At 68.0% G+C, this 24905-nt stretch carries 21 protein-coding genes; 11 read left to right on the top strand and 10 right to left on the bottom strand.

The annotated features are described in order from the left end of the window. Positions 1–135: 135 nt before the first annotated feature. Entirely contained in the window at positions 136–1590 is a 1455-nt protein-coding gene (locus LQZ87_RS04430) for a GuaB1 family IMP dehydrogenase-related protein (protein WP_230102240.1), read from the bottom strand. Between the two features lie 156 nt (positions 1591–1746). Between LQZ87_RS04430 and LQZ87_RS04425 the strand changes: the two genes are divergently transcribed. Then, entirely contained in the window at positions 1747–5433 is a 3687-nt protein-coding gene (locus LQZ87_RS04425) for a multifunctional oxoglutarate decarboxylase/oxoglutarate dehydrogenase thiamine pyrophosphate-binding subunit/dihydrolipoyllysine-residue succinyltransferase subunit (RefSeq protein ID WP_230102239.1), read from the top strand. An 18-nt stretch (positions 5434–5451) separates the two neighbouring features. Here LQZ87_RS04425 and LQZ87_RS04420 read toward each other — a convergent pair whose 3' ends face one another. From LQZ87_RS04420 to LQZ87_RS04410, 3 genes are read right to left on the bottom strand one after another with little or no spacing between them, the layout of a single operon-like run. Continuing rightward, positions 5452–6744: a GNAT family N-acetyltransferase gene (locus tag LQZ87_RS04420; RefSeq protein WP_230102238.1), complete on the bottom strand. Its 1293-nt coding sequence runs from the start codon at positions 6742–6744 to the stop codon at positions 5452–5454. A gap of 46 nt (positions 6745–6790) precedes the next feature. Further along, positions 6791–7036 (bottom strand): zf-HC2 domain-containing protein, encoded by a 246-nt coding sequence (locus LQZ87_RS04415; RefSeq protein ID WP_230102237.1) that lies wholly within the window; start codon positions 7034–7036, stop codon positions 6791–6793. Beyond that, the gene (locus LQZ87_RS04410; protein ID WP_230102345.1) at positions 7033–7638 is read right to left on the bottom strand and encodes a sigma-70 family RNA polymerase sigma factor; all 606 of its coding nucleotides are present in this window, start codon (positions 7636–7638) and stop codon (positions 7033–7035) included. Before LQZ87_RS04410 ends, LQZ87_RS04415 begins: the two co-directional genes overlap by 4 nt. Before the next feature lie 107 nt (positions 7639–7745). Here LQZ87_RS04410 and aroA point away from each other — a divergent pair, with 107 nt between their 5' ends. From aroA to bcp, 3 genes are read left to right on the top strand one after another with little or no spacing between them, the layout of a single operon-like run. Beyond that, on the top strand, positions 7746–9077 hold the full coding sequence (aroA, locus tag LQZ87_RS04405; protein WP_230102236.1) for a 3-phosphoshikimate 1-carboxyvinyltransferase: 1332 nt from the start codon (positions 7746–7748) through the stop codon (positions 9075–9077). Continuing rightward, positions 9074–10144, top strand: coding sequence for a ribosome small subunit-dependent GTPase A (gene rsgA / locus LQZ87_RS04400; RefSeq protein WP_230102235.1), 1071 nt, complete (start codon positions 9074–9076; stop codon positions 10142–10144). Before aroA ends, rsgA begins: the two co-directional genes overlap by 4 nt. Positions 10145–10154: 10 nt before the next feature. Further along, the gene (bcp, locus tag LQZ87_RS04395; protein WP_230102234.1) at positions 10155–10631 is read left to right on the top strand and encodes a thioredoxin-dependent thiol peroxidase; all 477 of its coding nucleotides are present in this window, start codon (positions 10155–10157) and stop codon (positions 10629–10631) included. Here bcp and LQZ87_RS04390 read toward each other — a convergent pair whose 3' ends face one another. Further along, complete coding sequence (locus tag LQZ87_RS04390; protein ID WP_230102233.1) at positions 10632–11060, bottom strand: hypothetical protein; 429 nt, start codon at positions 11058–11060, stop codon at positions 10632–10634. Between the two features lie 207 nt (positions 11061–11267). Between LQZ87_RS04390 and LQZ87_RS04385 the strand changes: the two genes are divergently transcribed. Then, positions 11268–11516, top strand: a complete 249-nt coding sequence (locus LQZ87_RS04385) for a WhiB family transcriptional regulator (RefSeq protein ID WP_017203224.1) — start codon at positions 11268–11270, stop codon at positions 11514–11516. Positions 11517–11597: 81 nt separating this feature from the next. On the opposite strand, the gene LQZ87_RS04380 is transcribed toward LQZ87_RS04385, so the two are convergent. Further along, complete coding sequence (locus LQZ87_RS04380; RefSeq protein WP_230102232.1) at positions 11598–13082, bottom strand: PAS domain-containing sensor histidine kinase; 1485 nt, start codon at positions 13080–13082, stop codon at positions 11598–11600. A gap of 29 nt (positions 13083–13111) precedes the next feature. Beyond that, positions 13112–13498 carry an Rv3235 family protein gene (locus LQZ87_RS04375; protein WP_230102231.1) on the bottom strand — a complete coding sequence of 129 codons (387 nt, stop codon included), beginning with the start codon at positions 13496–13498 and terminating at the stop codon, positions 13112–13114. A 124-nt stretch (positions 13499–13622) separates the two neighbouring features. Here LQZ87_RS04375 and LQZ87_RS04370 point away from each other — a divergent pair, with 124 nt between their 5' ends. Further along, positions 13623–14213, top strand: a complete 591-nt coding sequence (locus LQZ87_RS04370; RefSeq protein WP_230102230.1) for a hypothetical protein — start codon at positions 13623–13625, stop codon at positions 14211–14213. A gap of 29 nt (positions 14214–14242) precedes the next feature. Here LQZ87_RS04370 and LQZ87_RS04365 read toward each other — a convergent pair whose 3' ends face one another. Further along, entirely contained in the window at positions 14243–14521 is a 279-nt protein-coding gene (locus LQZ87_RS04365) for a helix-turn-helix domain-containing protein (protein ID WP_230102229.1), read from the bottom strand. Between the two features lie 98 nt (positions 14522–14619). Between LQZ87_RS04365 and LQZ87_RS04360 the strand changes: the two genes are divergently transcribed. After that, positions 14620–15240, top strand: coding sequence for an SAF domain-containing protein (locus LQZ87_RS04360; RefSeq protein WP_230102228.1), 621 nt, complete (start codon positions 14620–14622; stop codon positions 15238–15240). Then, the gene (locus LQZ87_RS04355; protein WP_230102227.1) at positions 15237–16484 is read left to right on the top strand and encodes a hypothetical protein; all 1248 of its coding nucleotides are present in this window, start codon (positions 15237–15239) and stop codon (positions 16482–16484) included. The genes LQZ87_RS04360 and LQZ87_RS04355 overlap by 4 nt, the downstream gene beginning before the upstream one ends. Here the strand turns inward: LQZ87_RS04355 and LQZ87_RS04350 are convergent. Further along, positions 16408–17634 carry a pyridoxal phosphate-dependent aminotransferase gene (locus LQZ87_RS04350; protein ID WP_230102226.1) on the bottom strand — a complete coding sequence of 409 codons (1227 nt, stop codon included), beginning with the start codon at positions 17632–17634 and terminating at the stop codon, positions 16408–16410. The genes LQZ87_RS04355 and LQZ87_RS04350 overlap by 77 nt on opposite strands. Positions 17635–17680: 46 nt before the next feature. Then, positions 17681–20452 carry a preprotein translocase subunit SecA gene (gene secA, locus LQZ87_RS04345; RefSeq protein WP_230102225.1) on the bottom strand — a complete coding sequence of 924 codons (2772 nt, stop codon included), beginning with the start codon at positions 20450–20452 and terminating at the stop codon, positions 17681–17683. 190 nt (positions 20453–20642) lie between these two features. Between secA and LQZ87_RS04340 the strand changes: the two genes are divergently transcribed. From LQZ87_RS04340 to LQZ87_RS04330, 3 genes are read left to right on the top strand one after another with little or no spacing between them, the layout of a single operon-like run. After that, positions 20643–21263 carry a PadR family transcriptional regulator gene (locus LQZ87_RS04340; protein WP_230102224.1) on the top strand — a complete coding sequence of 207 codons (621 nt, stop codon included), beginning with the start codon at positions 20643–20645 and terminating at the stop codon, positions 21261–21263. Positions 21264–21268: 5 nt separating this feature from the next. Continuing rightward, positions 21269–21991, top strand: a complete 723-nt coding sequence (locus tag LQZ87_RS04335) for an ABC transporter ATP-binding protein (protein ID WP_230102223.1) — start codon at positions 21269–21271, stop codon at positions 21989–21991. Next, positions 21988–24849 (top strand): FtsX-like permease family protein, encoded by a 2862-nt coding sequence (locus LQZ87_RS04330; protein ID WP_230102222.1) that lies wholly within the window; start codon positions 21988–21990, stop codon positions 24847–24849. The genes LQZ87_RS04335 and LQZ87_RS04330 overlap by 4 nt, the downstream gene beginning before the upstream one ends. The last annotated feature ends 56 nt before the right edge of the window (positions 24850–24905 follow it).

Raw genomic sequence — 24905 nt, 5'->3', positions numbered from 1 at the left:
CCCTCCTCGGAGTGGCAGCGCGGGCAATGGGGCGATGTACTACAACTGGGAGGGTCGTCCATGGTGCATCGATTCTACCGAATCGCCCGGACGCTCTCTGTTGTTTTCGCTGTGAGTTCCTGCGAGCGCGGCCGGCTACCAGCTGACCGGCAGCGCCTTGCCCTCTTCGTACCCCGCCGCGGACTGACGTCCCACCAGCGCACGGTCATGGAACTCGGGCACGGAGGCGGCACCGGCGTAGGTGAACGACGAGCGCACGCCGGACGTGATCATGTCGAGCAGATCTTCGACGCCCGGCCGCAGCGGGTCGAGGTAGATCCTCGACGAGGAGATGCCCTCTGCGAAGAGCTCCTTGCGAGCCCGTTCGTACGCGTCGAGACGTCCGAAGCGCGCCTGCACCGCCTTGGTCGAGGCCATGCCCCAGGACTCCTTGTACAGGCGCCCGTCGCCGTCCGCCTGCAGTCGGCCCGGCGCCTCGATGGTTCCGGCGAACCACGAGCCGATCATGACGGATGCCGCACCGGCGGCGAGAGCGAGGGCGACGTCTCGCGGGTACCGCACTCCCCCGTCCGCCCATACGTGCGCCCCGGCGGAGTGCGCGGCCTCTGCGGTCTCGAGCACGGCGGAGAACTGCGGACGCCCGACAGCGGTCATCATGCGGGTCGTGCACATGGCGCCGGGGCCGACGCCGACTTTGAGGATGGATGCTCCGGCGTCGACGAGGTCGTTCACGCCGTCGGCGGTGACGATGTTGCCCGCCACCAGCGGGATGCCGAGATCGAGAGCGGACACGGTGGTGAGAGCCCGGAGCATGCCCTCCTGATGCCCGTGCGCCGTGTCGAGGACGAGGACGTCCACGCCCGCTGCAGCCAGGGCGCGCGCCTTCGCGGCGACGTCGCCGTTGATGCCGATGGCCGCTCCGACCGCGAGCCGCCCCTGAGCGTCGACGGCCGGCGAGTACAGAGTCGACCGCAGAGCACTGCGAGCGCTCAGCGTGCCGACGAGGTGTCCGTGGTCGAGCACCGTGACCAGTTCGGCCCCTGTCTCGGTGATCACATCGAACGCCGCGCGTGCGTCGGCTGCATCCTCCGCCTCCAGCGCGGGGCTGCCGGAGCGCACGAGATCGCCGAGCTGAGCGTCCGGCAATGCCGTCGCCAGCCGCGTGGCGGGCAGGATGCCGCGCACCGCGGAAGCGTCGATGCCCCGGCTCCCATCGGCGACGACGACCCCGTGCCCTGCCACGGGCGGCAGCAGCTGCAGCGCATCGGCGACAGTCGCCGCCGGCGACAGAACGAGCGGGGTGTCCCACTGCACCGGCTGTGCCTTGACCTCGCGGATCGCGGCATCCAGATCCTGCAGCGGCATGTCCTGGGGCAGGATGCCCAGACCACCGCGTCGCGCGAGGACGGCCGCGAGCCGAGGACCGGTCACCGAGTTCATGTTCGACGCGACCAGCGGAATGGTCGCCGGGGTGCCGTCCTGGGGCGCGAGATCGACCTCGAGCCGACTGGTGATGTCCGACCGGCGCGGCACCAGGAACACATCCGAGTACGTGAGATCTACGGCTGGCTGCTCGCTGACGAACTTCATGACTCCACGGTAGCTTTTCCGCCCGCTCCGCGGGCGCGTCACGTCACCTGTCCCCGTGCGAGAACACGTTAGGCTAGACGGCAGGATGCGCGAACCCGGGGGCCTCCCGAACTCGCGTGCACAAATATCTTCAGCGATGAAAGAGGGCGATAACGCGTGGCCAACCAGGTAGCCGGCGTCGGGGGTTCGGACGACGGAGATTTCGGAGCCAATTCCTGGCTCGTCGACGAGCTGTTCGAACAGTTCAAGGCCGATCGCAACTCCGTCGACAAGGAGTGGTGGCCGATCCTGGAGAACTACACGCCGGATGCCGTATCCGCCGCTCCCGCATCCCCCACGGCGAGCACGGCGACTGATCAGCATCCCGTCACCGCTCCCATCCCCGTGATCGGCACGCAGCCGGTCGCGAAGACCACGGCGAAGCCCGCCAAACAGGCGCCCATCCCCGCACAGGCGCCCAAGCCCGAGCCGAAGGCCAAGCCGGCCGACGAGGTCGCTGTCGATGAGGACAAGGTCACCGTCCTTCGCGGCATGCCGAAGACCCTCGCGGCGAACATGGACCAGTCCCTCACCGTTCCCACCGCGACCAGCGTCCGCACGATCCCGGCGAAGCTGATGATCGACAACCGGATCGTCATCAACAACCACATGTCGCGCTCGCGCGGCGGCAAGGTGAGCTTCACGCACCTCATCGGCTGGGCACTGATCCAGACGTTCAAGGAGTTCCCCAGCCAGAACGTCTTCTACGCCGAGATCGACGGCAAGCCCTCCGTCGTCGCCCCGGCTCACATCAACTTCGGCATCGCGATCGACCTCCCCAAGCCGGACGGGACTCGCGCACTCATGGTGCCGAGCATCAAGAACGCCGACACGCTGACGTTCACCGAGTACCTCGCCGCCTACGAGGACCTCGTCACCCGCGCCCGCGGCAACAAGCTCACCGCCACCGATTTCGCCGGCACCACGGTCTCGCTGACCAACCCGGGTGGAATCGGAACGGTGCACTCGGTGCCGCGTCTCATGAAGGGCCAGGGCTGCATCATCGGCGCCGGCGCCCTCGAGTACCCTGCCGAGTTCCAGGGCTCCAGCGACAAGACGCTCGCCGAGCTCGGCATCGGCAAGACGATCACCCTCACCAGCACCTACGACCACCGCGTCATCCAGGGCGCCGGTTCGGGCGAGTTCCTCAAGAAGGTGCACGAGCTCCTCATCGGCCAGCGCGGCTTCTACGACGAGATCTTCGCCGCGCTGCGCATCCCGTACGCGCCGATCCGCTGGAACTCCGACATCGCGGTCGACCTCGCCGAGCGCGTCGACAAGCAGTCGCGCGTGCAGGAGCTGATCAACTCCTACCGCGTGCGCGGCCACCTGATGGCCGACATCGACCCGCTCGAGTACGTCCAGCGCTCGCACCCCGACCTCGAGATCGAGAGCCATGGACTGACGTTCTGGGATCTCGACCGCGAGTTCGTCACCGGCGGCTTCGGCGGCAAGCGCGTCATGAAGCTGCGCGACATCCTCGGCGTGCTGCGCGACTCCTACTGCCGCACGCTCGGCATCGAGTACATGCACATCCAGGACCCGGAGCAGCGTCGCTGGTTCCAGGAAAAGCTCGAGATCAAGTACCAGAAGCCAGGCCACGACGAGCAGCTGCGTGTCCTTCGCAAGCTCAACGAGGCCGAGGCCTTCGAGACCTTCCTGCAGACGAAGTTCGTCGGGCAGAAGCGGTTCTCCCTCGAGGGCGGCGAGTCCCTGATCCCGCTGCTCGACGAGATCCTGCAGGGCGCAGCGACCGGCGGGCTCGACGGCGCCGCGATCGGCATGGCGCACCGCGGTCGCCTGAACGTCCTCACCAACATCGCCGGCAAGACCTACGGTCAGGTGTTCCGCGAGTTCGAGGGCACGCAGATGCCCGGCAACCAGCGCGGTTCCGGTGATGTCAAGTACCACCTGGGCACCGAGGGCACGTTCGTCGCCGACGACAAGTCCGAGCTGCCGGTGTACCTGGCGGCCAACCCGTCGCACCTCGAGACCGTCGACGGCGTCCTCGAGGGCATCGTCCGGGCCAAGCAGGATCGCAAGCCCATCGGCACCTTCTCGTGGCTGCCGATCCTCGTCCACGGCGACGCCGCGTTCGCGGGTCAGGGCGTCGTGGTCGAGACCATGCAGATGTCGCAGCTGCGCGGCTACCGCACCGGCGGCACGATCCACGTGGTCGTCAACAACCAGGTCGGCTTCACGACCACGCCGACGGATGCCCGCTCCTCGGTCTACGCGACGGATGTCGCCAAGACCATCCAGGCACCGATCTTCCACGTGAACGGCGACGACCCCGAGTCGGTCATTCATGTTGCTCAGCTGGCGTTCGAGTACCGCGAGCGGTTCAACCGCGACGTGGTGATCGACCTCGTCTGCTACCGCCGCCGGGGTCACAACGAGGGTGACGACCCGTCGATGACGCAGCCGCTGATGACCGACCTCATCCAGGCCAAGCGCTCGGTGCGCAAGCTCTACACCGAGGCTCTCGTCGGTCGAGGCGACATCACCGAGGAGGAGTACGAGCAGGCCAAGGCGGACTTCCAGAGCCGCCTCGAGGTCGCCTTCGCCGAGACGCACGCCGCCGAGACCGGAGCGACGCCGATCGCCCCCGACCTCGCGCCTGTGGACGAGGTCGTCGGCGCGCCGGACGTCACCGGCATCTCGAACGAGGTCGTCTCGCTGATCGGCGAGGCCTTCGGCAACAAGCCGGAGGGCTTCACCGTCCACCCGAAGATCCAGCAGCTGCTGGACAAGCGGGTCGAGATGACCAAGACGGGAAACATCGACTGGGGCTTCGGCGAACTGCTCGCATTCGGCTCGCTCCTCGTCGAGGGCACCACGGTGCGCCTCGCCGGCCAGGACTCGCGCCGCGGCACCTTCGTGCAGCGCCACGCGGTGCTGCACGACCGCGCGAACGGCCAGGAGTGGCTGCCGCTGGCGAACCTGTCCGAGAATCAGGGCCGGTTCTTCATCTACGACTCGTTGCTCAGCGAGTATGCCGCGATGGGCTACGAGTACGGATACTCGGTGGAGGCGCCGGAGGCGCTGGTGCTCTGGGAGGCGCAGTTCGGCGACTTCGCCAACACCGCACAGGCTGTCGTCGATGAGTACATCTCGGCGGCGGAGCAGAAGTGGGGTCAGCAGTCCGGCGTCACACTCCTCCTCCCCCATGGCTACGAAGGACAGGGACCCGATCACTCGTCCGCGCGCATCGAGCGCTTCCTGCAGCTGTGCGCGCAGGAGAACATGATCGTCGCCCGACCGTCGACGCCCGCTTCGCACTTCCACCTGCTGCGCCGCCAGGCGTACGCTCGCCCGCGCAAGCCGCTCATCGTCTTCACGCCGAAGGCCATGCTGCGACTGCGCGGCGCGACCAGCAACGTCGAGGACTTCACCACCGGCCGCTTCGAGCCCGTGCTCGACGACGAGCGCCAGCTCGACCGCAATGAGGTCAAGCGCGTGCTCGTGCACTCGGGCAAGATCCACTGGGATCTGCGCAGCGAGCTCGAGAAGAACCCCAACGATCAGATCGCCCTGGTCCGCCTCGAGCAGCTGTACCCGACCCCCATGGAGGGGCTGAAGCAGATCACCGACACGTACCCGAACGCCGAATTGGTGTGGGTGCAGGACGAGCCGGAGAACCAGGGCGCGTGGCCGTTCCTGGCGCTCGAGTTCGACAAGGTCCGCGACCGCGGCTTCCGTGCGGTGTCCCGCGCCGCGTCGGCGTCACCGGCGACGGGCTCGTCGAAGGTGCACGCCAGCGAGCAGGCAGACCTGCTCAAGCGCGCGCTGACGCTGGACTGACGACCAGGGCGCTCGTCCTCAGTACCAGATGCCGAGGACGGGCGCCTGCACGGCGCGGAACGCGTCGTCGATGGATGCCGCGACCTCTGCCGCGGCATCCAGACGCCCGGCGTTGCGCAATTGCGTCGCGCTGACTCCCCCGACGTAGAGCGCCGAAAGCGTGGCGACGTCGAGCACGGCATCCGGTATCCCGGATTCGGCCCACACGACGGCAGCCCGCCCGTCGGTGACCGTCAGCCGCCACGTCCCGGCGGCGAAGCCCAGGGAGTCGTCGACTCTCAGCACGAGGTCGAGGGGCGCCCGATACGTGCGGGCCTCAAGCACCGCGACGACATCGAGGATCCGCAGCCAGCCGTGGTCGTGCACACGGATCTCGACGCCGCGGGGATCCTGCACCATCCACGGCAGCGGGTCATCCACGGGGCGCAGATCAGCGGTCACCCTGTCGACGAGGTCGTGCTGCAGTGCGAAGCTCCACAGTGCGGAGAGCGCATCCGGCGTCACAGCCGACAGCAGCGAGATCTGCATCTCCGACCGGAACGCACCGGGGATGTCCTCCAGCGTGTACACGAGGACACCCCGCACGTTTCCCTCGCCGTCGACGTAGCGGACGCCGCGCACCTTTGCCGCTGAGGGATTCCCCGGAGCGACGCCGGTCATGCGGCCCCAGCGCCGCGGCCAGCCCGCGATCTGCCCGGCACGCTGCGTCCGTTCGACGTCGTGGACCGTCGCGACCGTCGTGGGCAGCGCATCCTTGTCGACGTACTCGACACGGCCCGCCGGCGCCGGCGCAGCCCAGCCGGCTCGTCGGGTGTCGACGATGACCTTGGCCACCGGGACTGCCGGTGCGAAGCCATAGCGGCCGTAGATGGTCGCCTCGGATGCCGTGAGCCCGGCGATCGGAACACCGGCGGATGCCGCGGCCCGCAGCTCACCCTCGAGCAGGGCCCGCGCGATCCCCCGCCTCCGGTGCGTGCCGGAGACCGTCACCGAGCTGATAGCCCACATGCCGAGCTCTCCGCCGGGAACGGTGAGCGGCGCGACCCAGGAGTTCACCGTGGCGACGGGCCACGTTCCGACGGGGGCATCGGCCTCGAAGACACCGATGTTGCGACGCTCCCTGATGCCCTCATGATCGGCGGCTACGACATCGGCCTCCGGCTCGGCATCCAGGAATCCACGGGTGTCCGCGCGGAGGAACGCTTCAGCATCGGCATCCGATGCGGTGTCGATGAGCCGGTAGGTCAGGCCCTGAGCTCTCAGGCGGTCGGCGGATGCGAGGTCGACGGGGATCTGGCGTGCGTCGGTCATCGTGCCAGCCTATGGGAGGCAGCGGACGCGGCGACAGCGCGACGCGTCAGTGGGCCGTCGCCTGCACCGCGCGCAGCTTGGCGAGCACGAGGTCGCGCAGCTCCTCAGGAGCCGTCTCCTTGCATGCGCGCGCCACGACCTCGGTCAGGGTGCTGGCGACCAGCGCCTCTCCCTGGCAGGACGGGCAGTTCTCGATGTGCTCACGGATCTGCGAGTGCTCTGTCTTGCACACCTCGTTGCGGAGGTACTCCTCGAGATCCTGACGGGCCTTGTCACAGCCGCAATCGGTCATTTCCTGCTCCTCGTGGTTGCCGTGGCGATTCCTCGCTCGGCGGCATAATCCGCCAGCAGCTCCCGCAGCATCCGCCTGCCACGATGCAGGCGGCTCATCACGGTGCCGATGGGGGTCTTCATGATGTCGGCGATCTCCTGATACGCGAATCCCTCGACGTCTGCCAGGTACACCGCCAGGCGGAAGTCCTCAGGGACCTCCTGCAGCGCGTCCTTCACGGCGGATGCCGGCATCCGGTCGATCGCCTCGGCCTCAGCCGAACGGCTGTGCGTGGCCGTCGTCGACTCCGCACCGCCCATCTGCCAGTCCTCGAGCTCGTCGATCGTCCCCTGGAACGGCTCGCGCTGTTTCTTGCGGTAGATGTTGATGTAGGTGTTCGTGAGGATGCGGTACAGCCACGCCTTCAGGTTCGTGCCCTGAGTGAACGACGACCAGGACGCGAACGCCTTGACGAACGTCTCCTGCACGAGATCAGCGGCGTCAGCGGGATTGCGCGTCATGCGCATCGCCGCGGCGTACAGCTGATCCATGAAGGGGATCGCCTGCTCCTCGAACTGGCGCTGAGCGTCGTCGGGAGTGTCTACGGAAGTCGTGTCATCCATCAACGGCCAGTCTAGGCCGATGAGGACTTCGAGCTCACGCTCGATCGTTGCGATCACGCCCCCTCCTCTCTCAGCGTTCTCGGGGCCATTCACTAAGGTTGAAACCGATGAGCGACACGACCTATTCCCCATCTCCCGCCGCGGGCGCCTACGCAGCGCCCGCAGCCGCCGGAGCCGTGCACGCGACCCTGGCGATCCCCGGGTCGAAGTCGCTCACGAACCGCGAACTGATGATCGCCGCGATCGCCGACGGACCAGGCCGACTGATCGCTCCGCTGCACTCGGACGACTCGCGCCACATGGTCGAAGCGCTGCGTGCGCTGGGCATCGGAATCGAGGAGGTCGACGGAACCGGCGAGTTCGGTCCAGACCTCGTGATCACGCCGGAACCGCTCCACGGAGACGCGACGATCGACTGCGGTCAGGCGGGCACCGTGATGCGTTTCATCGCGCCTCTGGCGGGGCTGGCAGCGCAGGACGTGCATCTGACCGCCCATGAGAGCGCTCTGCACCGGCCGATGGGAGCCATGATCACCGCGCTGCGCGACCTCGGTGTCGACATCGACGACGAGGGCACCTGGTCGCTGCCGTTCACGATCCGCGGTCACGGCCGCATCCGTGGCGGTCGGATCGAGATCGACGCCTCCGCATCCAGCCAGTTCGTCTCCGGGCTCCTGCTGGCCGCTCCTCGCTTCGATGTCGGCCTGCATCTCGTGCACACCGGCGAGCACCTGCCGAGTCTTCCGCACATCGACATGACCATCGAGTCCCTGAGCCGCCGGGGCATCCGCATCGAGCGACCGGCCGTCGGCGAGTGGCTCGTCGAAAGCGGGGTCCCCCGCGCCAAGGAGATCGCGATCGAGCCGGATCTGTCGAACGCCGCACCGTTCCTCGCCGCGGCGATGATCACCGGCGGCGAGGTGTCGATCCCCGGCTGGCCCCTGCACTCCACTCAACCGGGCGCGCTCCTGCCCGACATCCTGCAGGCCATGGGAGCGCACGTCGGCCGTCACAGCGGCACGATGACCGTGCGCGCCGGCGACGGCATCCGTGGTCTGGATCTGGATCTGTCGGCCGCCAGCGAGCTGACCCCCACGATCGTCGGACTCGCCGCGTTCGCCGACAGGCCGACGTCCATCCGCGGGATCGGACACATCCGTCTGCACGAGACCGATCGCATCGCAGCCCTCATCGCGAACCTCGCGGCGCTCGGCGGCGAGGTCGAAGAGCTGTCCGATGGGCTGCGGGTGATCCCCCGGCCGCTGCACGGCGGCGAATGGGCGGCGTACCACGACCACCGCATCGCGACCACGGGCGCCCTGATCGGGCTGCGGGTGCCTGGCGTCGTCGTCGACGACATCGGCACCACGGCCAAGACCCTGCCGGAGTTCACCCTGCTCTGGGATCGGATGCTGGCCGGAGGAGGCAGCGGCGCGTGAGCTGGCTCGATCCGGACGACGACCTCGACGACGAGTTCGAGGACTTCGACGAGAGCAGCATCCGCACCCGTCCGAATCCGAAGGCGAACCGTCCGCGGACCAAGCGACGTCCGGCGCACGAGGACGCAGAGATCGGTCGCGTGCTCGGAGTCGACCGCGGACGCTACAGCGTGATGCTCGACGAGGGCGGCTCCGATGAGCGCGTCATCACCACGACCAGAGCGCGTGAGCTGCGGCGCACACCAATCGTCACGGGCGATCAGGCTCGCGTCGTCGGCGACACCTCCGGCGTCGTGGGCACGCTCGCGCGCATCGTCGGACTCGATCCGCGCGCGTCGCTTCTGCGGCGCAGCGCCGATGACACCGATCAGGTCGAGCGTGTGATCGTCGCGAATGCCGATCAGATGCTCATCGTCGTGGCTGCGGCGGACCCCGAACCCCGGCCCCGGCTGGTCGATCGTTACCTCGTGGCGGCCCTGGATGCCGGCATCCGCCCGCTTCTCGTCGTCACCAAGACCGATCTCGCCGATCCTGCGCCGTTCCTCGCCCATTTCGCGGGGCTCGACCTCCGCGTGTTCACGAGCGAGCGCGACGAGATGCCGGTGGACGAGATCGGCGAGGCGCTGATCGGACACTCCACCGTCTTCGTCGGCCACTCCGGGGTCGGCAAGTCGACGCTCGTCAATGCTCTGGTTCCGTCCGCCGGTCGTGCGACCGGCCATGTCAATCAGGTGACAGGCCGCGGACGCCACACCTCATCCTCGACAGTCTCGCTGCGATACGAGACCCCGGCGGGCACAGGGTGGGTCATCGACACCCCCGGCGTCCGCTCGTTCGGTCTCGGACACGTCGACCCCTCGCACATCCTCGCGGCGTTCACCGAACTCGCCGAGATCGCCGAGAACTGCCCACGAGGATGCACGCATCTCGCCGACGCCCCCGATTGCGCACTGATCGAGGCAGCGGATCGCGGAGAGCTCGGCGCCGCCGAACTCGCTCGGCTGGACTCGCTCCAGCGCCTCCTCCAGACATTCTCGGACAAGGCAGAGGGAAGAGACGCGAAGTAGGCTGGGAGGCGTGACGAATCTGCGCCTGGAACCCGGTACCCCTGCCCCCGACTTCTCGCTCACGGATCAGGACGGCGACACCGTCAGCCTGTCCGACCTGCGCGGTCAGAAGACCATTCTGTACTTCTACCCGGCTGCGATGACTCCCGGATGCACGACCCAGGCGTGCGACTTCCGCGACAGCATCGCTTCACTGCAGGGTGCCGGATACCGGGTCGTCGGCGTCGCGCGCGACGAGCCGGCGAAGCTCGCCGAGTTCCGCGACCGCGACGGGCTGACCTTCACGCTGCTCAGCGACCCGGATCACGCCGTGCACAGCGCCTACGGCGTGTGGGGCGAGAAGATGAACTACGGCAAAGTCATCGAGGGCGTCATCCGCTCGACCTTCGTGCTGGACGAGGACGGCATCATCACGCTCGCGCAGTACAACGTCAAGGCGACCGGGCACGTCGCCCGACTGCGCAAGGCGCTCGGCGTCGACGCCTGATCAGCTCTCGACAGGCCGGTCGCCTGCGCCCGCGTCGCCTGCGTCGGCCTTGCGCTCGCGCCTGGCCTCGATGCGCGTACTCGCGATCAGCAGCACGAACCCGACCACCCCTGGGATCCCGACACCGAGCACGAAGGGCCACGGGACAGGCGGTACCGTGAGCGAGGCCAGGGCGATCGCGATCGCCAGCACCTGAAGCACCACCCCGCCGGAGCGAGCCCAGGTGCGCCCGCGCCTCGTACCCGCCGCGAAGGCGAACAGCGCGGCCGCTCCGATCAGAGTCAGGACGATCAGCGCGATCGCCGTCGACAGCGATGCCGCCTCCCCCGCGCCCAGTCCGACCAGGTCGATGACGGCGAACATCAGGAGGGCGAGACCCTCGAGAGCGAGCACCGCGGCGGCGGCTGAGGCGATGGCAGATGAACGCACGGTGTCTCCGAGAAATCAGATTGCTGGCAGAAAATCCTTGATTTCACGCCACGGCTGTAACACAATGTTAACAGTCATGTGCTCCCACAGCGGCGTGGGGCGAGTATCCGCTCGCACTACTGATGAGCGTCGAACCCCGATATCGTCGCTCGCAATCGAGTCTTCGCATCGCGAACGCTCACCGTTCATCCACACCGAGGAGCCCCCATGGACTGGCGCGACAAAGCCGCCTGCTTGACCGTCGACCCCGAGCTGTTCTTCCCCGTCGGGAACACCGGCCCCGCCGTCGACCAGATCGAAAAGGCGAAAACCGTCTGCGCCACCTGCACGGTGACCGAGATCTGTCTGCAGTACGCCCTCGAGACCAGCCAGGACTCCGGCGTCTGGGGCGGCCTCTCCGAGGACGAGCGCCGCGCACTCAAGCGCCGCGCCGCACGCGCACGCCGCGCTTCCTAATCCACCGGATCCACCGGGTCAGCCGAGCCGCCTGCGGACCGAGGTCTCGACACGGCGCTTCCCGCCTCGCTCAACCATGAGTCATTTGTTGAGCCAGCGCAGCGGGATGTCGATCGACACCTCGGTGCCTTCGCCCTCCGCACCGCGCCACTCGATGCTGCCGCCCAGCTCCCCCTGAATGAGGGTGCGGATGATCTGGGTGCCCAGCCCCTGGCCGACACGACCCTCCGGCAGTCCGTGACCGCTGTCGCGCACCGACACATGCAGCTTGTCGTCCGTGCGCACGGCGTCGATCGTCACCGTGCCCTCCTTGCCCGCGAGTCCATGCTCGACGGCGTTCGTGACGACCTCGGTGAGCGCCAGTGCCAGCGGAGTCGCGTACTCGCTGGGCAGCACGCCGAAATGGCCGGTGGACTGCGTCCGCGCCCGAGTGTTCGGAGCGGATGCGACCTCGGCGACGAGCTTGAGCACGCGGTGGAACACCTCGTCGAAATCGACCTTCTGCGTCAGCCCCTGCGCCAGGGTGTCGTGCACGACGGCGATCGCGTCGACACGGCGCATGGCCTGGGTGAGAGCATCCCGAGCCTCATCCGAGTGCGTACGGCGCGCCTGGATCCGCAGCAGCGAGGCCACGGTCTGCAGGTTGTTCTTGACCCGATGGTGGATCTCGCGGATGGTCGCGTCCTTGGTGATGAGCTCCTGCTCCTGGTGACGGAGCTCGCTGACATCGCGGCAGAGGATGATGGCGCCGATGCGCGTGCCATGGTCGCGGAGCGGGATCGCCCGCAGCGACACCGTGACCCCCCGCGCCTCGATGTCCGTGCGCCATGGCGCACGCCCGGTCACGACGACCGGGAGCGACTCGTCGACCTGGCGAGTGCTGGGCAGGATGCGCGTGGTCACCTCGGCGAGGGACTCCCCCTCGAGCTCGTCGTCGAAGCCCATCCGGTTGAACGCGGAGAGCGCGTTGGGGCTGGCAAAAGTGCTGATGCCGTCGACGTCGATGCGGATGAGCCCGTCCGACGCGCGCGGGGCTCCGCGGCGAGGAGACGTGGGAGCAGCGAGATCGGGGAACTCCCCGGAGCCGATCATGCGGAACAGGTCGTTGGCGCACTCGTCGAACGTGATCTGCTGGCGTGAAGGCGTCCGCGCCTCGCCGAGATTCGTGTGCCGGGTGACGACCCCGATCACGGGCGGCATCTGCCCGTCCCGTGCCCGCGACCGGACGATCGGCACCGCCCGCACGCGAGTCGGAGTCTCCTCGAACCAGTCCGGTGACGACGAGTCGACGATCTCGCCGGAGTCGAACGCGCCCTGCACCTGAGTCCGCCACTGCGGTCGAACGCGCTCGCCGACGATGTCGCGGTAGAACAGGGTCGCTGCCCCGCTCGGACGAGTGTGCGCGACGGCGACGAAGGAACCGTCTTCGGTGGCCACCCAGATCACGATGTCCGCGGAGGCGAGATCCGCAAGAAGCTGGCCGTCACCGGCGAGACGATGGAGCCATTCGACGTCTTCGTCGTTCAGGCAGCCCTGGGCATGGACAAGGTCACTGAGGGTCGACACCCTTCCAGACTAGTCAGCGCGAGCGGCGATCAGAGCACGGCGAACGACGTGGCGCGCCAACGCCGGTCGAGACCCTCGAGCCGGATGGCGACCGCCCTGGTGCGGCCCGGTCCTGCGACGATCACGACCGCCTCGACGATGCCGTCCGCCGGCTCGGACTCCCGGATCGACAGGACTTCGAACACCGGTCGCGCCGGGGCCGTACCCCTGGCGCTGCGGGCTCGGGAAGAGAGGTTCGCTCGCGCGCTGAGCTTTCGGAACGCCTCTTCACTGAACCAACGGGCGAGCTGGTCGAGTTCTCGTACACCGGCGAAGACCTCGAGGACGCCCTGCGTGAGACTGCGCAGCAGCGGTGCGGGGTCTGGGAGATCCGACGCGGGCGTCGGCTGCGGTGCGAAATACTCTTGAAGCGTCATCATCGTCACTCTCGGTCAGCAATGGGTGCAAGTAGAGCACGCGAGCGCAGTGCTCCGCCGGGCCGCATGCAGAAGATGTGGATAACTCGTACGCCGCCGCGCACCCCTGCCGTACGCTCTCGGTGTGCATTGGGATCGTCTGTTCGAAGACCTCGAAGGTCAGCTCGCCGCCGAGTGGGAGGCCGAGAAAGCGGCGCTGGATGCCGAGTCGGAGCGGCTGCGGATCTCGAAGCTCACGCTCCTGCAACGGCTGCGACTGATGCAGCGCAGCGATGCGCCGTTCGCCGTGCGACTCGCCGACGGCGAGCGGCAGACGGGTCGTCTGCGCGCGGTCGGAGCAGATTGGATCGCCATCCAGACCCAGGACGCCCCGGCCGCATTGATCGTCCCCATCGCGGCCGTAGCGGGTGTCGAGACGCATCATGGGGCGATCCTGGAGACGCTCGAGGACGTCGAGATTCCGAACGACGGCATGCGCTCCCGCATGACCATGGGCTTTCTCCTCCGCGACTTCGCTCGACGCCGCCTCGCCGTGCGTCTTGCTCTCACGGACGGAGAGCGGCTGCACGGCACGATCGATCGCGCCGGGGACGACCACCTCGATCTGGCCATGCACGACCCAGGCGAGCCGCGGCTGTCCACCGTCGTGCGCGGCTTCCGGATCGTGCCCTTCACTGCAGTGCAGTGGGTTCGCACCGCCAGCGGCGCGATCTGACCGGTTGCGTCAGGGCCCGCGCGAATCAGTCAGGAACGGTGCGGACGCTGCGGCCCCCACACCTCGGGGAAGCTCGCCTCGTCCGCCTGTCGCCACAGAGCCATGCGCCGCGCCTCCTCGGTCTGCTCCGCGAGGTAGTCGGCGATGCTGCTCTCCTCCACCCGCCACCGCGCCGGCGTGCCCAGCTGCGCGCCGCGGAGACGCCCGGCCATCACGAGGGCGATGACCTCATCGACCTCGATGCTCAGCAGCTCGGCGACCTGCGCGGGCGCGAGGAAGCGGGGAGCAGATGCGGGCGAATCGGCCATGCGTCCATTCTGACGTGCCGGCGCGGGCGACCTGCACCACCGCTCCCTCCTGTGGATAACTTCCGACTCGACAGCGGCGATTCTGTGACGATGAAGTCATGACGACCCACCCACGTCCCAGACGCCCGTTCTGGGGCGACATCCGGTTCCTCATCGGCGTCGTGCTCGTGATCCTCTCGATCGCCGGCGTCTGGCTGATCGTCTCCTCCGCACGGAACACGACGCCAGTGCTGCAGGCGAACCGCACGATCACCCAGGGCGAGTCGCTCGCCTCCGGCGACTTCCGCGTCGTCGAGGTGAGTCTCGGCGCCGTCGTGGATGGCTACCTCGCGCCTCAGGACCTCCAGCCCGGCATGATCGCCGCCCGCACCGTGGAGAGCGGCGAACTGCTCTCGACCACGGCAGCGGCAGACGCGCAGAGCGGGCGGACGACGAACATCGTCGTGGACAGCAGCGTCGGCATTCCCGCCCGCGTCGAGGCGGGTACGCCGGTGGAGCTGTGGTATTCGCCGCCGCTGGAGGACGACGGAGAGTACGACGCGCCACGGATCCTCGCCGCCGACGTCGTCGTGGCATCCATCCCCGAGAGCGACGGAATGCTCGCACAGCGCAGCGCTGCCGTCGAACTCGTGATCGATCGCGCCGATGTGGCGGATGTGCTCGCAGCCATCAACGCCGGCGCCGCGCTGTCGATCGTTCCCGTCGGGTCCGGCTCGTGACGGCCGTGATCGTCGCCGTCGCCGACCCCAGGGCGACCGAGCTCGCCAGAGAACTGGAGCGCATCGGCCATCGCATCGTCGGCATCGCACCCGATCCCGATGTGCTGCACGATCAGCTCCATGACGCCGAGGCGATCATCCTCCCCGCGACCCGCACGGTCCTGAACGCCGACCTCGTCGCGGCGTGCGACGCCGCAGGAGTGCGGATCGTGACGCTCGGCGCGGGAGACTCGCGACTGCTGAGCCGATACGGACTCCCCGAGGCGCTGCCGGAGGACGCCGACGCCTGGCAGATCGCCGACGCCCTCGACGATGAGACGCCCCGTACGGCGACGAGGAGCGAACCGTCGCATCGGCGTGTGGTGGCGGTCTGGGGCTCGCACGGTGCTCCAGGCAGGTCGACCGTCGCGATCCAGCTCGCGCTCGAGCTCTCGCGTGGTCGGCGGTGCGCGCTGATCGACGCCGACACGGTCGCCCCGTCGCTGGCGCTGCTGCTCGGCCTCGGCGACGATGCTCCTGGTATCGCGGCCGCCTGCCGTCGCGCCGAACTGGGCGGCCTGGATCCGGCGGAGCTCGACCGCGTCGCGGTGGCGATGGAGACCAGCGCGGGCACCGTCGACGTCCTCGCCGGGCTCAACCGGCCGTCGCGCTGGCCGGAGCTGTCTGCCGACCGGTTGCGCGCGACCCTCGGCGTGTGCAGGGAGTGGGTCGAGGAGACCGTCGTCGATGTGTCGGCGTCGTTCGAATCCTACGAGGAGGTCTCAGACGACCTCAGCGGCCCTCGCCGCCATGCCGCCACCACTGCGGTGCTGCGCGAGGCCGATGTCATCGTCGCCGTCACCGCCGCCGATCCCCTCTCGATCTCGCGTTTCTTGCGTGATCACGCAGAGTTGCGCGGACTCGTCGGCCCCACCGCGCGCATCGTGGTCGTCGCCAACCAGGTGCGCCCTGGCCCGCTCGGCATCGACGCACGTGGACAGGTTCGACGTGCGCTCGAGCGCTTCGCCGGCATCACCGACGTGACCTTCCTGCCGTTCGATCAGCGCGCGGCCGACGCCGCCCTGCTGCACGCCGGGCCCATGGCGGATGTCACGCCGCGGTCGGCTCTCGTCGCAGCGGTCCGGCGCCTCGCCGAGCATCTGGAACCGGCGCCGACGCGCACGACCGTCACTGCCGGTAGGTCGAGAGGAAGTTCCCGAGTCGCTCGATGGCTTCGCCGAGCACCCGCGGTTCCGGCAGGGTGACGACGCGGAAGTGATCAGGTGTCGGCCAGTTGAATCCGGTCCCCTGAACCAGCAGGATGCGCTCGGCGATCAACAGGTCGTAGACGAACTTCTCGTCGTCATGGATGGCGTGCACCTCGGGGTCGAGCCTGGGAAACGCGTACAGCGCTCCCTGCGGCTTGACGCAGCTCACTCCGGGGATCGACTCGAGGCCCTGCCAGGCGATGTCGCGCTGCTCGTGCAGGCGCCCTGTGGGAGCGATCAGCGCATCGATCGACTGAACGCCTCCCAGAGCCGCCTGCATGGCGTGCTGCGAGGGGACGTTCGGGCACAGCCGCGTGGATGCCAGCAGCGTGATGCCCTCGAGGAATCCCTTGGCGTGACGCTGGGGCCCGGTGATGACGAGCCAGCCCGCGCGGTACCCGGCGACGCGGTAGGTCTTCGAAAGTCCGTTGAATGTGAGGCACAGCAGGTCGGGCGCCAGCGTCGCGGTGGAGATGTGCTCGGCGTCATCGAAAAGGATGCGGTCGTAGATCTCGTCGGAGAGGAGCAGCAGCTCGTTCTCACGCGCGATCTGCACGAGCCCCTCGAGCACCTCGCGCGAGTACACGGCACCAGTGGGGTTGTTGGGGTTGATGATGACGAGGGCCTTCGTGCGCGGCGTCACCTTGGCGCGGATGTCCTCCAGGTCGGGCTGCCAGCCGTTGTTCTCATCGCAGACATAGTGCACAGGGGTGCCTGCGGCCAGGCTCGTCATCGCCGTCCACAGCGGGTAGTCCGGTGCGGGGATCAGGACCTCGTCGCCCTCGTCGAGCAGGGCCTGCATCGTCATCGTGATGAGCTCGGAGACACCGTTGCCGAGGTAGACGTCATCCGGCCCGAACGGCGGAAAGTCCTCGATCTGCTCGTACCGGCTGACGACGGCCCTGCGGGCGGAGATGATGCCTCGGCTGTCGCTGTAGCCGTGCGCGGTCGGAAGAGCCGCCAGCATGTCGTGGACGATCTGGTGGGGTGCCTCGAAGCCGAAGATCGCCGGATTTCCGGTGTTGAGCTTGAGGATGCTGTGGCCCTCTGCTTCCAGACGCGCCGCCTCTGCCGGAACCTTGCCTCGGATCTCGTACAGGACGTTCTTCAGCTTCGACGACTGGTCGAAGGTGCGCGTGTGGGTCATTGAGAAAGCCTACCGGCATTCACCGGCAGGCTTTCTCAACGGAAGTTCAGCGCTTCTTCTTGTCTGCGGCTCGGCGCTGTTCACGGTTCTGCGGAGCGGCTGCCGGAGCATCGACCCGCTGGCCGAACGCGCCGCGCGCGCTCTCCTGCGGAGCCGCGGCATCCGTCTCGGGCGCCGCCTTCTTCACCTGGCCGCGGTCGTTGCGCACCTCGACCTCGCCGGCGTCGTTGGGCGCGGAGTACTCGAGGCGCTGCTCGCCGCCATCGCTGACGAGACCCTTCGCCTCGACCTCGGTGACCTCGGAGTCCGCGGCACGACGCACCTCGACCTCGAGGTTGTAGAGGTATCCGACCGACTCCTCCTTGATCTGGCCCATCATGGACTGGAACATGGAGAAGCCCTCGCGCTGGTACTCGATGAGCGGATCGCGCTGCGCCATGGCGCGCAGACCGATGCCGTCCTTCAGGTAGTCCATCTCGTAGAGGTGGTCGCGCCAGCGGCGGTCGAGCACCTGGAGGACGACGCGGCGTTCCAGCTCGCGCATGGCAGCCTCGCCGAGGGCCGCCTCGCGCTTCTCATAGGCGATCTTCGCGTCGGAGAGCAGCTCGCGCGTGAGACCGTCCGTCGTGATCCCGCCCTTGCGTCCGCCAGCCTCGGCGACGACCTCGTCGATCGTGACGCTGACGGGGTAGAGCGTCTTCAGCTCGGTCCACAGCGCGTCGAAGTCCCAGCTCTCGGTGTGGCCCTCGCCGGTGTGGTCGGTGACGACACCGGTGACGGCATCCTCGATGAAGTGCTGGACGCGGTCGGCGATGTCGTCGCCCTGCAGGATGTGTCGGCGATCCGCGTAGATCGCCTCGCGCTGGCGGTTGAGGACGTCGTCGTACTTGAGGACGTTCTTGCGCATCTCCGCGTTGCGCGATTCGACCTGCGACTGGGCGCTGCGGATCGCACGCGAGACGAGGCCGGATTCGATCGGGACATCGTCGGGGAAGTTCGTCCGGGCGAGGATTGCCTCAGCTGCTCCGGACTGGAACAGACGCATCAGGTCGTCGGTGAGGCTCAGGTAGAAGCGGCTCTCTCCCGGGTCGCCCTGACGTCCTGAACGTCCGCGCAGCTGGTTGTCGATGCGGCGCGATTCGTGGCGCTCGGTGCCGAGCACGTAGAGGCCGCCGGCTTCGGTGACCTTGGTGCTCTCCTCGGCGACGACGGCCTTCATGGCCTCGTACGCTTCGTCCCAGGCGGCCTCGTACTCCTCGGGCGTCTCCGCCGGGTCGAGGCCCTTGCCCCTGAGCTCCTGGACGGCAAGGAATTCGGCGTTGCCGCCGAGCATGATGTCGGTGCCTCGACCGGCCATGTTCGTCGCGACGGTGACGGCACCGAGGCGTCCGGCGCGGGCGACGATCTCGGCCTCACGTGCGTGGTTCTTGGCGTTGAGGACCTCGTGCTTGATCCCCTTCTTCGCCAGCAGGCGAGAGAGGTACTCGCTCTTCTCGACGCTGACGGTGCCGACCAGGACCGGCTGACCGGTCTCGTGACGCTCCGCGATGTCCTCGACGACCTGGGCGAACTTCGCCGTCTCGTTCTTGTAGACGAGGTCGGCGTTGTCCTTGCGGATCATCGGCTTGTTCGTCGGGATCTGCACGACGCCGAGCTTGTAGGTCGACATGAACTCGGCCGCTTCGGTCTCGGCGGTGCCGGTCATGCCCGCGAGCTTGTCGTACAGGCGGAAGTAGTTCTGCAGCGTGACGGTGGCGAGGGTCTGGTTCTCGGCCTTGACCGGAACGCTCTCCTTGGCCTCGATGGCCTGGTGGATGCCCTCGTTGTATCGGCGGCCGACCAGGATGCGGCCGGTGTGCTCGTCGACGATCATGACCTCGTCGTTCATCACGACGTAGTCGGTGTTCTTCTTGAACAGCGCGAGCGCCTTGATCGAGTTGTTGAGGAACGAGATCAGCGGCGTGTTGGCGGACTCGTACAGGTTGTCGATGCCGAGGTAGTCCTCGACCTTCTCGATACCGGGCTCGAGCACGCCGATCGTGCGCTTCTTCTCATCGACCTCGTAATCCTCGCCCGCTTCGAGCGTGCGGGCGATCTTCGCGAACTCGGTGAACCAGCGGTTGGCCTCGCCCGAGGACGGACCGGAGATGATCAGCGGCGTGCGAGCCTCGTCGATGAGGATCGAGTCGACCTCGTCGACGATGGCGAAGAAGTGCTCGCGCTGGACGAGGTCCTCCTTGCGCCACGCCATGTTGTCGCGCAGGTAGTCGAAGCCGAACTCGTTGTTCGTGCCGTACGTGATGTCCGCGGCGTACTGCTCACGGCGCACCGCAGGCGTCTGGCCCGAGACGATGATGCCGGTCGTCATGCCCAGCGCCCGGTACACGCGACCCATGAGCTCGGCCTGGTACGAGGCAAGGAAGTCGTTGACCGTGATGACGTGCACGCCCTCGCCGGCGATCGCGTTCAGATACGCGGGGAAGGTGGCGACGAGCGTCTTGCCCTCACCGGTCTTCATCTCGGCGATGTTGCCGAGGTGAAGGGCTGCGCCACCCATGAGCTGCACGTCGTAGGCGCGCATGCCGAGTGTGCGCTTGGCCGCCTCGCGCACGGCGGCGAAGGCCTCGGGCATGAGCTGGTCGAGCGTCTCGCCGTTCTGGAAGCGCTCGCGCAGCACCGTGGTCTCGTTCGCGAGATCCTCATCGGTGAGCTTCTCGAAGTCCCCCTCGAGGGCGCCGACGGCCTTGACCACCTGGTTCAGGCGCCGAAGGATGCGGCCTTCACCTGCGCGCAGCAGCTTCTCAAGAGGATTCGCCACTTAAGTCATCTCCCTGTTGTGGGTCAGATCCCAGCCACCCAGATCGGGCTTCGGTGCCGGGCATACTTCGCTATGTTACCGGCCCGTGACCTGCACGTCGTCTGCACAGGACACGCCGTTCGGCCCGATCTGGCAGTAGCGACCCATTTCCGTGTATATATTTACTCAGAAATGACTTCAGGAGGTCACCGTGTCCGTTCGCCAGAGCCTGCTCGCCATCCTCGACCAGGGGCCCTGCTACGGGTATCAGCTGCGTGCGGAGTTCGACCGCCGCACCGGCTCGACATGGCCGCTGAACGTCGGGCAGATCTACAACACGCTCGAACGCCTCGAGCGTGACGCTCTGGTGCAGCGCGGCGAAGCAGACGAACAGGGCCACGTGTACTGGCAGATCACGGATGCCGGATCCGCCGAGGTCGCGCAGTGGCTCTCCTCCCCCGTCGTGCGCACCCAGGCCACGCGAGACGAGCTCGCGATCAAACTCGCCGTCGCCGCCACGCTGCCCGGCGTCGACGTCGCCGCGGTCATCCAGGCGCAGCGACGCGCGTCGCTGTCGCACCTGCAGAGCATGCAGCGGGCCAAGTACGCGGGCGGCGACCCTGAGGGACCGGCCGAGCTCGCGTGGTCCCTGGTGGTGGACTCGATGATCTTCGCCGCGGAGGCAGAGGTGCGCTGGCTGGATCACACCGAGCAGCGCCTGGCGCTTCATCCGAACCATGCGATGGGACTCGAGCTCGCGACCGAGCGGCCCAAGCGAGGGCGCCCGGTCGTTCGACAGGGGCACGCCGTCGGCACCGAGACCGAGGGATGAGGATCATGACCGAAGCAGTGCTGCAGCTCGTCGGCATCACCCAGCAGTACGGGCAGGGCGCGACAGCGGTCTCCGCGCTGTCCGGCGTCGACCTCGAGGTCAGGCAGGGCGAACTGGTCGCCATCATGGGGGCCTCGGGCTCCGGCAAGTCGACTCTCCTGTCGATCGCCGGGGGCCTCGCGACCCCGACCAGCGGCGAGGTGATCATCGAGGGGTCCTATCTCAGCGAGCAGTCCCGCTCCCAGGTCGCGAAACTGCGTCGCCGCTCGCTCGGATTCGTGTTCCAGGACTTCAACCTCATCCCGACGCTCACAGCCATCGAGAACGTGATCCTCCCGCTCGAGCTCGACGGATTCCGCGGGAGAGTCGCCCGCCGTGCCGGCAAGGACGCTCTCGCCTCGGTCGGCCTCGCCGACAAGCTCGACTCCTACCCCGACGACCTGTCGGGCGGGCAGCAGCAGCGCGTTGCGATCGCCAGAGCCGTGGTCGGCGGCCGGCGCCTCATCCTCGCAGATGAGCCAACGGGCGCCTTGGATTCCGTCACGGGCGAGATGGTGCTGAAGATGCTGCGAGCGCGGGTCGACGCGGGAGCCGCGGGCATCCTCGTCACGCATGAGGCACGCCATGCGGCCTTCGCGGACCGAGTTGTCTTCCTCCGTGACGGCCGCATCATCGACGAGACTCGACGCGACGGCGCCGAGAGCCTGCTGACCGGCGCAGCGCAATGAGCTCGACACTCGAACGGCAGCGCAGCCGGTCGACGAGACGAAGCCCGGAACCGCGACCGACTCGCGAGCGCGGCACGCATCGCGCCCGCTGGCGAGTCGCCTCACGGCTCGCGCATCGTCAGGTACGGCGCACGATCTCGTCGAGCATCCTGATCGCGACACTCATAGCGCTGCCGATCGCCGGCATGGCGGCGTTCTCGATCGTCTCGTGGAGCGCCGCATCCACGCCGGAGGAGGCCGTGCGCGCAGAACTCGGCCAGATGGAGGCGTGGGTGCAGCCGGTCGGCGTGCCGGACTCCGGGTTCTGGCAGGCACCGACGCAGCCGGACTGGAACGGCTATCCCTTCGAGAACGATCAGATGACGGTGACCGACGGCGACCCGCTGCCGGACCCGATCGGCGCCCTCCCATCAGGGACCGAGACGATCCCGGTGACCGAAGGCCAGATCCGCGCGAACACGGGTGCCGGGGTGGCGACGCTGTCCGCTTGGGCCGGTGAGGTGTGGGACGAGCGATTCGATGGCCGCTTCGACCTCGTCGAGGGGCGGATGCCCGCGGCATCCGACGAGATCCTCGTGACGCCGGCCGGTCTCGAGCGGTTCGACATCGCGATCGGCGGAGACGTCGAGATGACGGACTCCGGCGAGACGTTCACGGTCGTGGGGACGATGACCGCGAAGACCGTACCGTCGGATCAGACGGCTCTGTTCCTCCCCGCCGGCGCTCTGAGCGGATCGACGCAGTGGTTCCTGCCGAGCACACCCCTGACCTGGAGCGATGTTGAGGCGCTGAACGAGAACGGAATCATCGCTTACTCGCGTGATGTGATGCTCGACCCGCCGGCGGCGAAGGCCGGGGACCCATGGGCAGGCATGGGCGAGTACTTCGCGTGGCAGGGTCTCGTGATGATGCTGGTGGCGTCCGGCCTCTTCGCCGCGTACGTGGTCATCATGCTCGCCGGGGCGGCGTTCTCCGTGGCGGCCCGTCGCCAGCAGCGCTCGCTCGCCGTCGCCGCGAGCGTCGGTGCGACCGGAGCCGACCTCCGCCGCACCGTGGTCCTGCAGGGGACCGTCCTCGGTCTTGTCGGCGGACTGATAGGACTCGCTCTCGGCACCGGGCTCGCCGCGGTCATCATGGCTTTCACAGATGACGGCTCCGGCACCCGGTACTGGGGTTTCCACATGCCGTGGGTGGCGCTCGCCGCCATTCTGGTCTTCTCCGTCCTTGTGGGAACCGCATCGGCGGCGATCCCGGCGCGCACCGTCGCACGTTCGGACACGCTGAGCGCCCTGCGCGGCGCACGACGGCCGCAGACGCCGAGAGCATCGCGACCGATCTGGGGCTCGGTCATCCTGATCGTGGGAGTGGGGATCACGATCGCGAGCGCGGTACTGACGGCTTCCCTGGGTGCTGTGCCATACGAGGAACTCGCGGGAGATTCCCCCCTGCGGGCGATCCCGCCGTTCGGGATCGTGATCGGCCCCATCCTCGTGCAGATCGGCATCCTCCTCTCGGGCAGGTGGCTGCTCTGGCTCACCTCGCGCACCCTGTCTCGTCTCAGCCTGTCCGCCCGGGTGGCGTCGCGGGATGCCGCGGCGAATGCCTCGCGCACCGTTCCCGCCTTCGCTGCCATCGGGGCGACCGTGTTCATCGCAGTCTTCGCGATGTCTCAGTCGTCGATGCAGATCGGCAACTCGAGCCGGAACTGGTTCTACCAGGGACCCGTCGGCTCGCTGTTCGTGCAGTTCTACCCGGCAGGCAACCGAATGGTCATGCCGGTGAACGCCGAGCAGGCGGATGCCGCAGCGGACGCCGCGGTCGAGCTCGTGACAGACGCGGGTGCGTCGAGCGTCGGGCTCGTCCAGGCGCAATCAGAGCCCGTGTACTACCCGTCGTCCGACGATGTTCCAGCGGACGATCAGTGGATCATGGCCGTGATGCCCGAAGAACACCTGCTCGATCCGACCGTGACCATGTCCTACGGCTTCATGCAGTCGCCGATGAACCCGATCTCCGTCGTCGAGCCCGCTGCACTGTCAACGGTGCTCGGCGTGGATCTCTCAGCCGCTCATCTCGCAGCGTTCCGTGCCGGCAGTGCACTCGTCACCGACGATCGGTGGGTGACCGACGGCACCATCGACGTCGCCGCGTGGACGGCTCGCGAGTCGTATGAAGGGCGCCTTCCGGACAACGTCTGGCAACGACAGCCTGAGCTGTCGCCCGTCGCCGAAGCGCAGTGGGAGCGGGCCGTCGAAGCGATCGTGCTCGATGTGCCGGATCAGCCGCTGGCGATCGTCATCGCTCCGGAAACAGCCGAGCGACTCGGTATGGTGGTCCAGCCGGTCACGGTCGTCGCCGCGATGCCCGAGCCGCTCGCGAACGAGGACATGGATCGCGTGTACTCCCACGCCACGCTCCTCAGCAGTCCCGACGTGGCACTCTCACCGTCATACGAGCGCGGTCCGACCACGGACTGGTTCTGGATGATCCCCACCCTCATCGGCGTCGCCGTGCTGGTCCTCGGGGCGTCCGCCGTGGCGCTGGGCCTTGCTCGCTTCGAACGCCGGCCGGACGACGCCACGCTCACAGCGGTCGGCGGCACGCCGGGCCTTCGACGACGGATCGGTTTCTGGCAGGGGCTCATCATCGCCGGATTCGGCACGATCGCGGGAGCTGCGGCCGGGATCCTCCCGCCGATCGGGTTCGCGATCCAGTCCCGGGGTGAGCTGCTCGTGGCGGACATGCCCTGGGTGGCGCTGGCGGGACTGGCGCTCGCGCTGCCCCTGCTGATCGCCGTGGCATCCTGGCTCATCCCGCCCCGAACGCCGGAGCTCACGCGCCGAACGGTCATCGCCTGACCCGCGACCCGCGCTGCGGATCAGAGATGATCCACAGCGCGCGCATCGCATACGGA

It is taken from the genome of Microbacterium sp. Bi121 (genome assembly GCF_918698005.1).
In the GTDB taxonomy this organism is placed as follows: Bacteria; Actinomycetota; Actinomycetes; order Actinomycetales; family Microbacteriaceae; genus Microbacterium.
Note: the sequence above shows the minus strand (reverse complement) of the source record. Positions and strands in the feature narration are given on the sequence as shown.

Bases quoted from the DNA above. Each gene is read 5' to 3' on its own strand.
- LQZ87_RS04430 (WP_230102240.1), bottom strand. From the start codon at position 1,590: ATGAAGTTCGTCAGCGAGCAGCCAGCCGTAGATCTCACGTACTCGGAT.
- LQZ87_RS04385 (WP_017203224.1), top strand. From the start codon at position 11,268: ATGGACTGGCGCGACAAAGCCGCCTGCTTGACCGTCGACCCCGAGCTG.
- LQZ87_RS04375 (WP_230102231.1), bottom strand. From the start codon at position 13,498: ATGACGCTTCAAGAGTATTTCGCACCGCAGCCGACGCCCGCGTCGGAT.
- LQZ87_RS04350 (WP_230102226.1), bottom strand. From the start codon at position 17,634: ATGACCCACACGCGCACCTTCGACCAGTCGTCGAAGCTGAAGAACGTC.
- LQZ87_RS04365 (WP_230102229.1), bottom strand. From the start codon at position 14,521: ATGGCCGATTCGCCCGCATCTGCTCCCCGCTTCCTCGCGCCCGCGCAG.
- LQZ87_RS04335 (WP_230102223.1), top strand. From the start codon at position 21,269: ATGACCGAAGCAGTGCTGCAGCTCGTCGGCATCACCCAGCAGTACGGG.
- aroA (WP_230102236.1), top strand. From the start codon at position 7,746: ATGAGCGACACGACCTATTCCCCATCTCCCGCCGCGGGCGCCTACGCA.
- LQZ87_RS04410 (WP_230102345.1), bottom strand. From the start codon at position 7,638: ATGGATGACACGACTTCCGTAGACACTCCCGACGACGCTCAGCGCCAG.
- LQZ87_RS04330 (WP_230102222.1), top strand. From the start codon at position 21,988: ATGAGCTCGACACTCGAACGGCAGCGCAGCCGGTCGACGAGACGAAGC.
- LQZ87_RS04420 (WP_230102238.1), bottom strand. From the start codon at position 6,744: ATGACCGACGCACGCCAGATCCCCGTCGACCTCGCATCCGCCGACCGC.
- LQZ87_RS04360 (WP_230102228.1), top strand. From the start codon at position 14,620: ATGACGACCCACCCACGTCCCAGACGCCCGTTCTGGGGCGACATCCGG.
- LQZ87_RS04415 (WP_230102237.1), bottom strand. From the start codon at position 7,036: ATGACCGATTGCGGCTGTGACAAGGCCCGTCAGGATCTCGAGGAGTAC.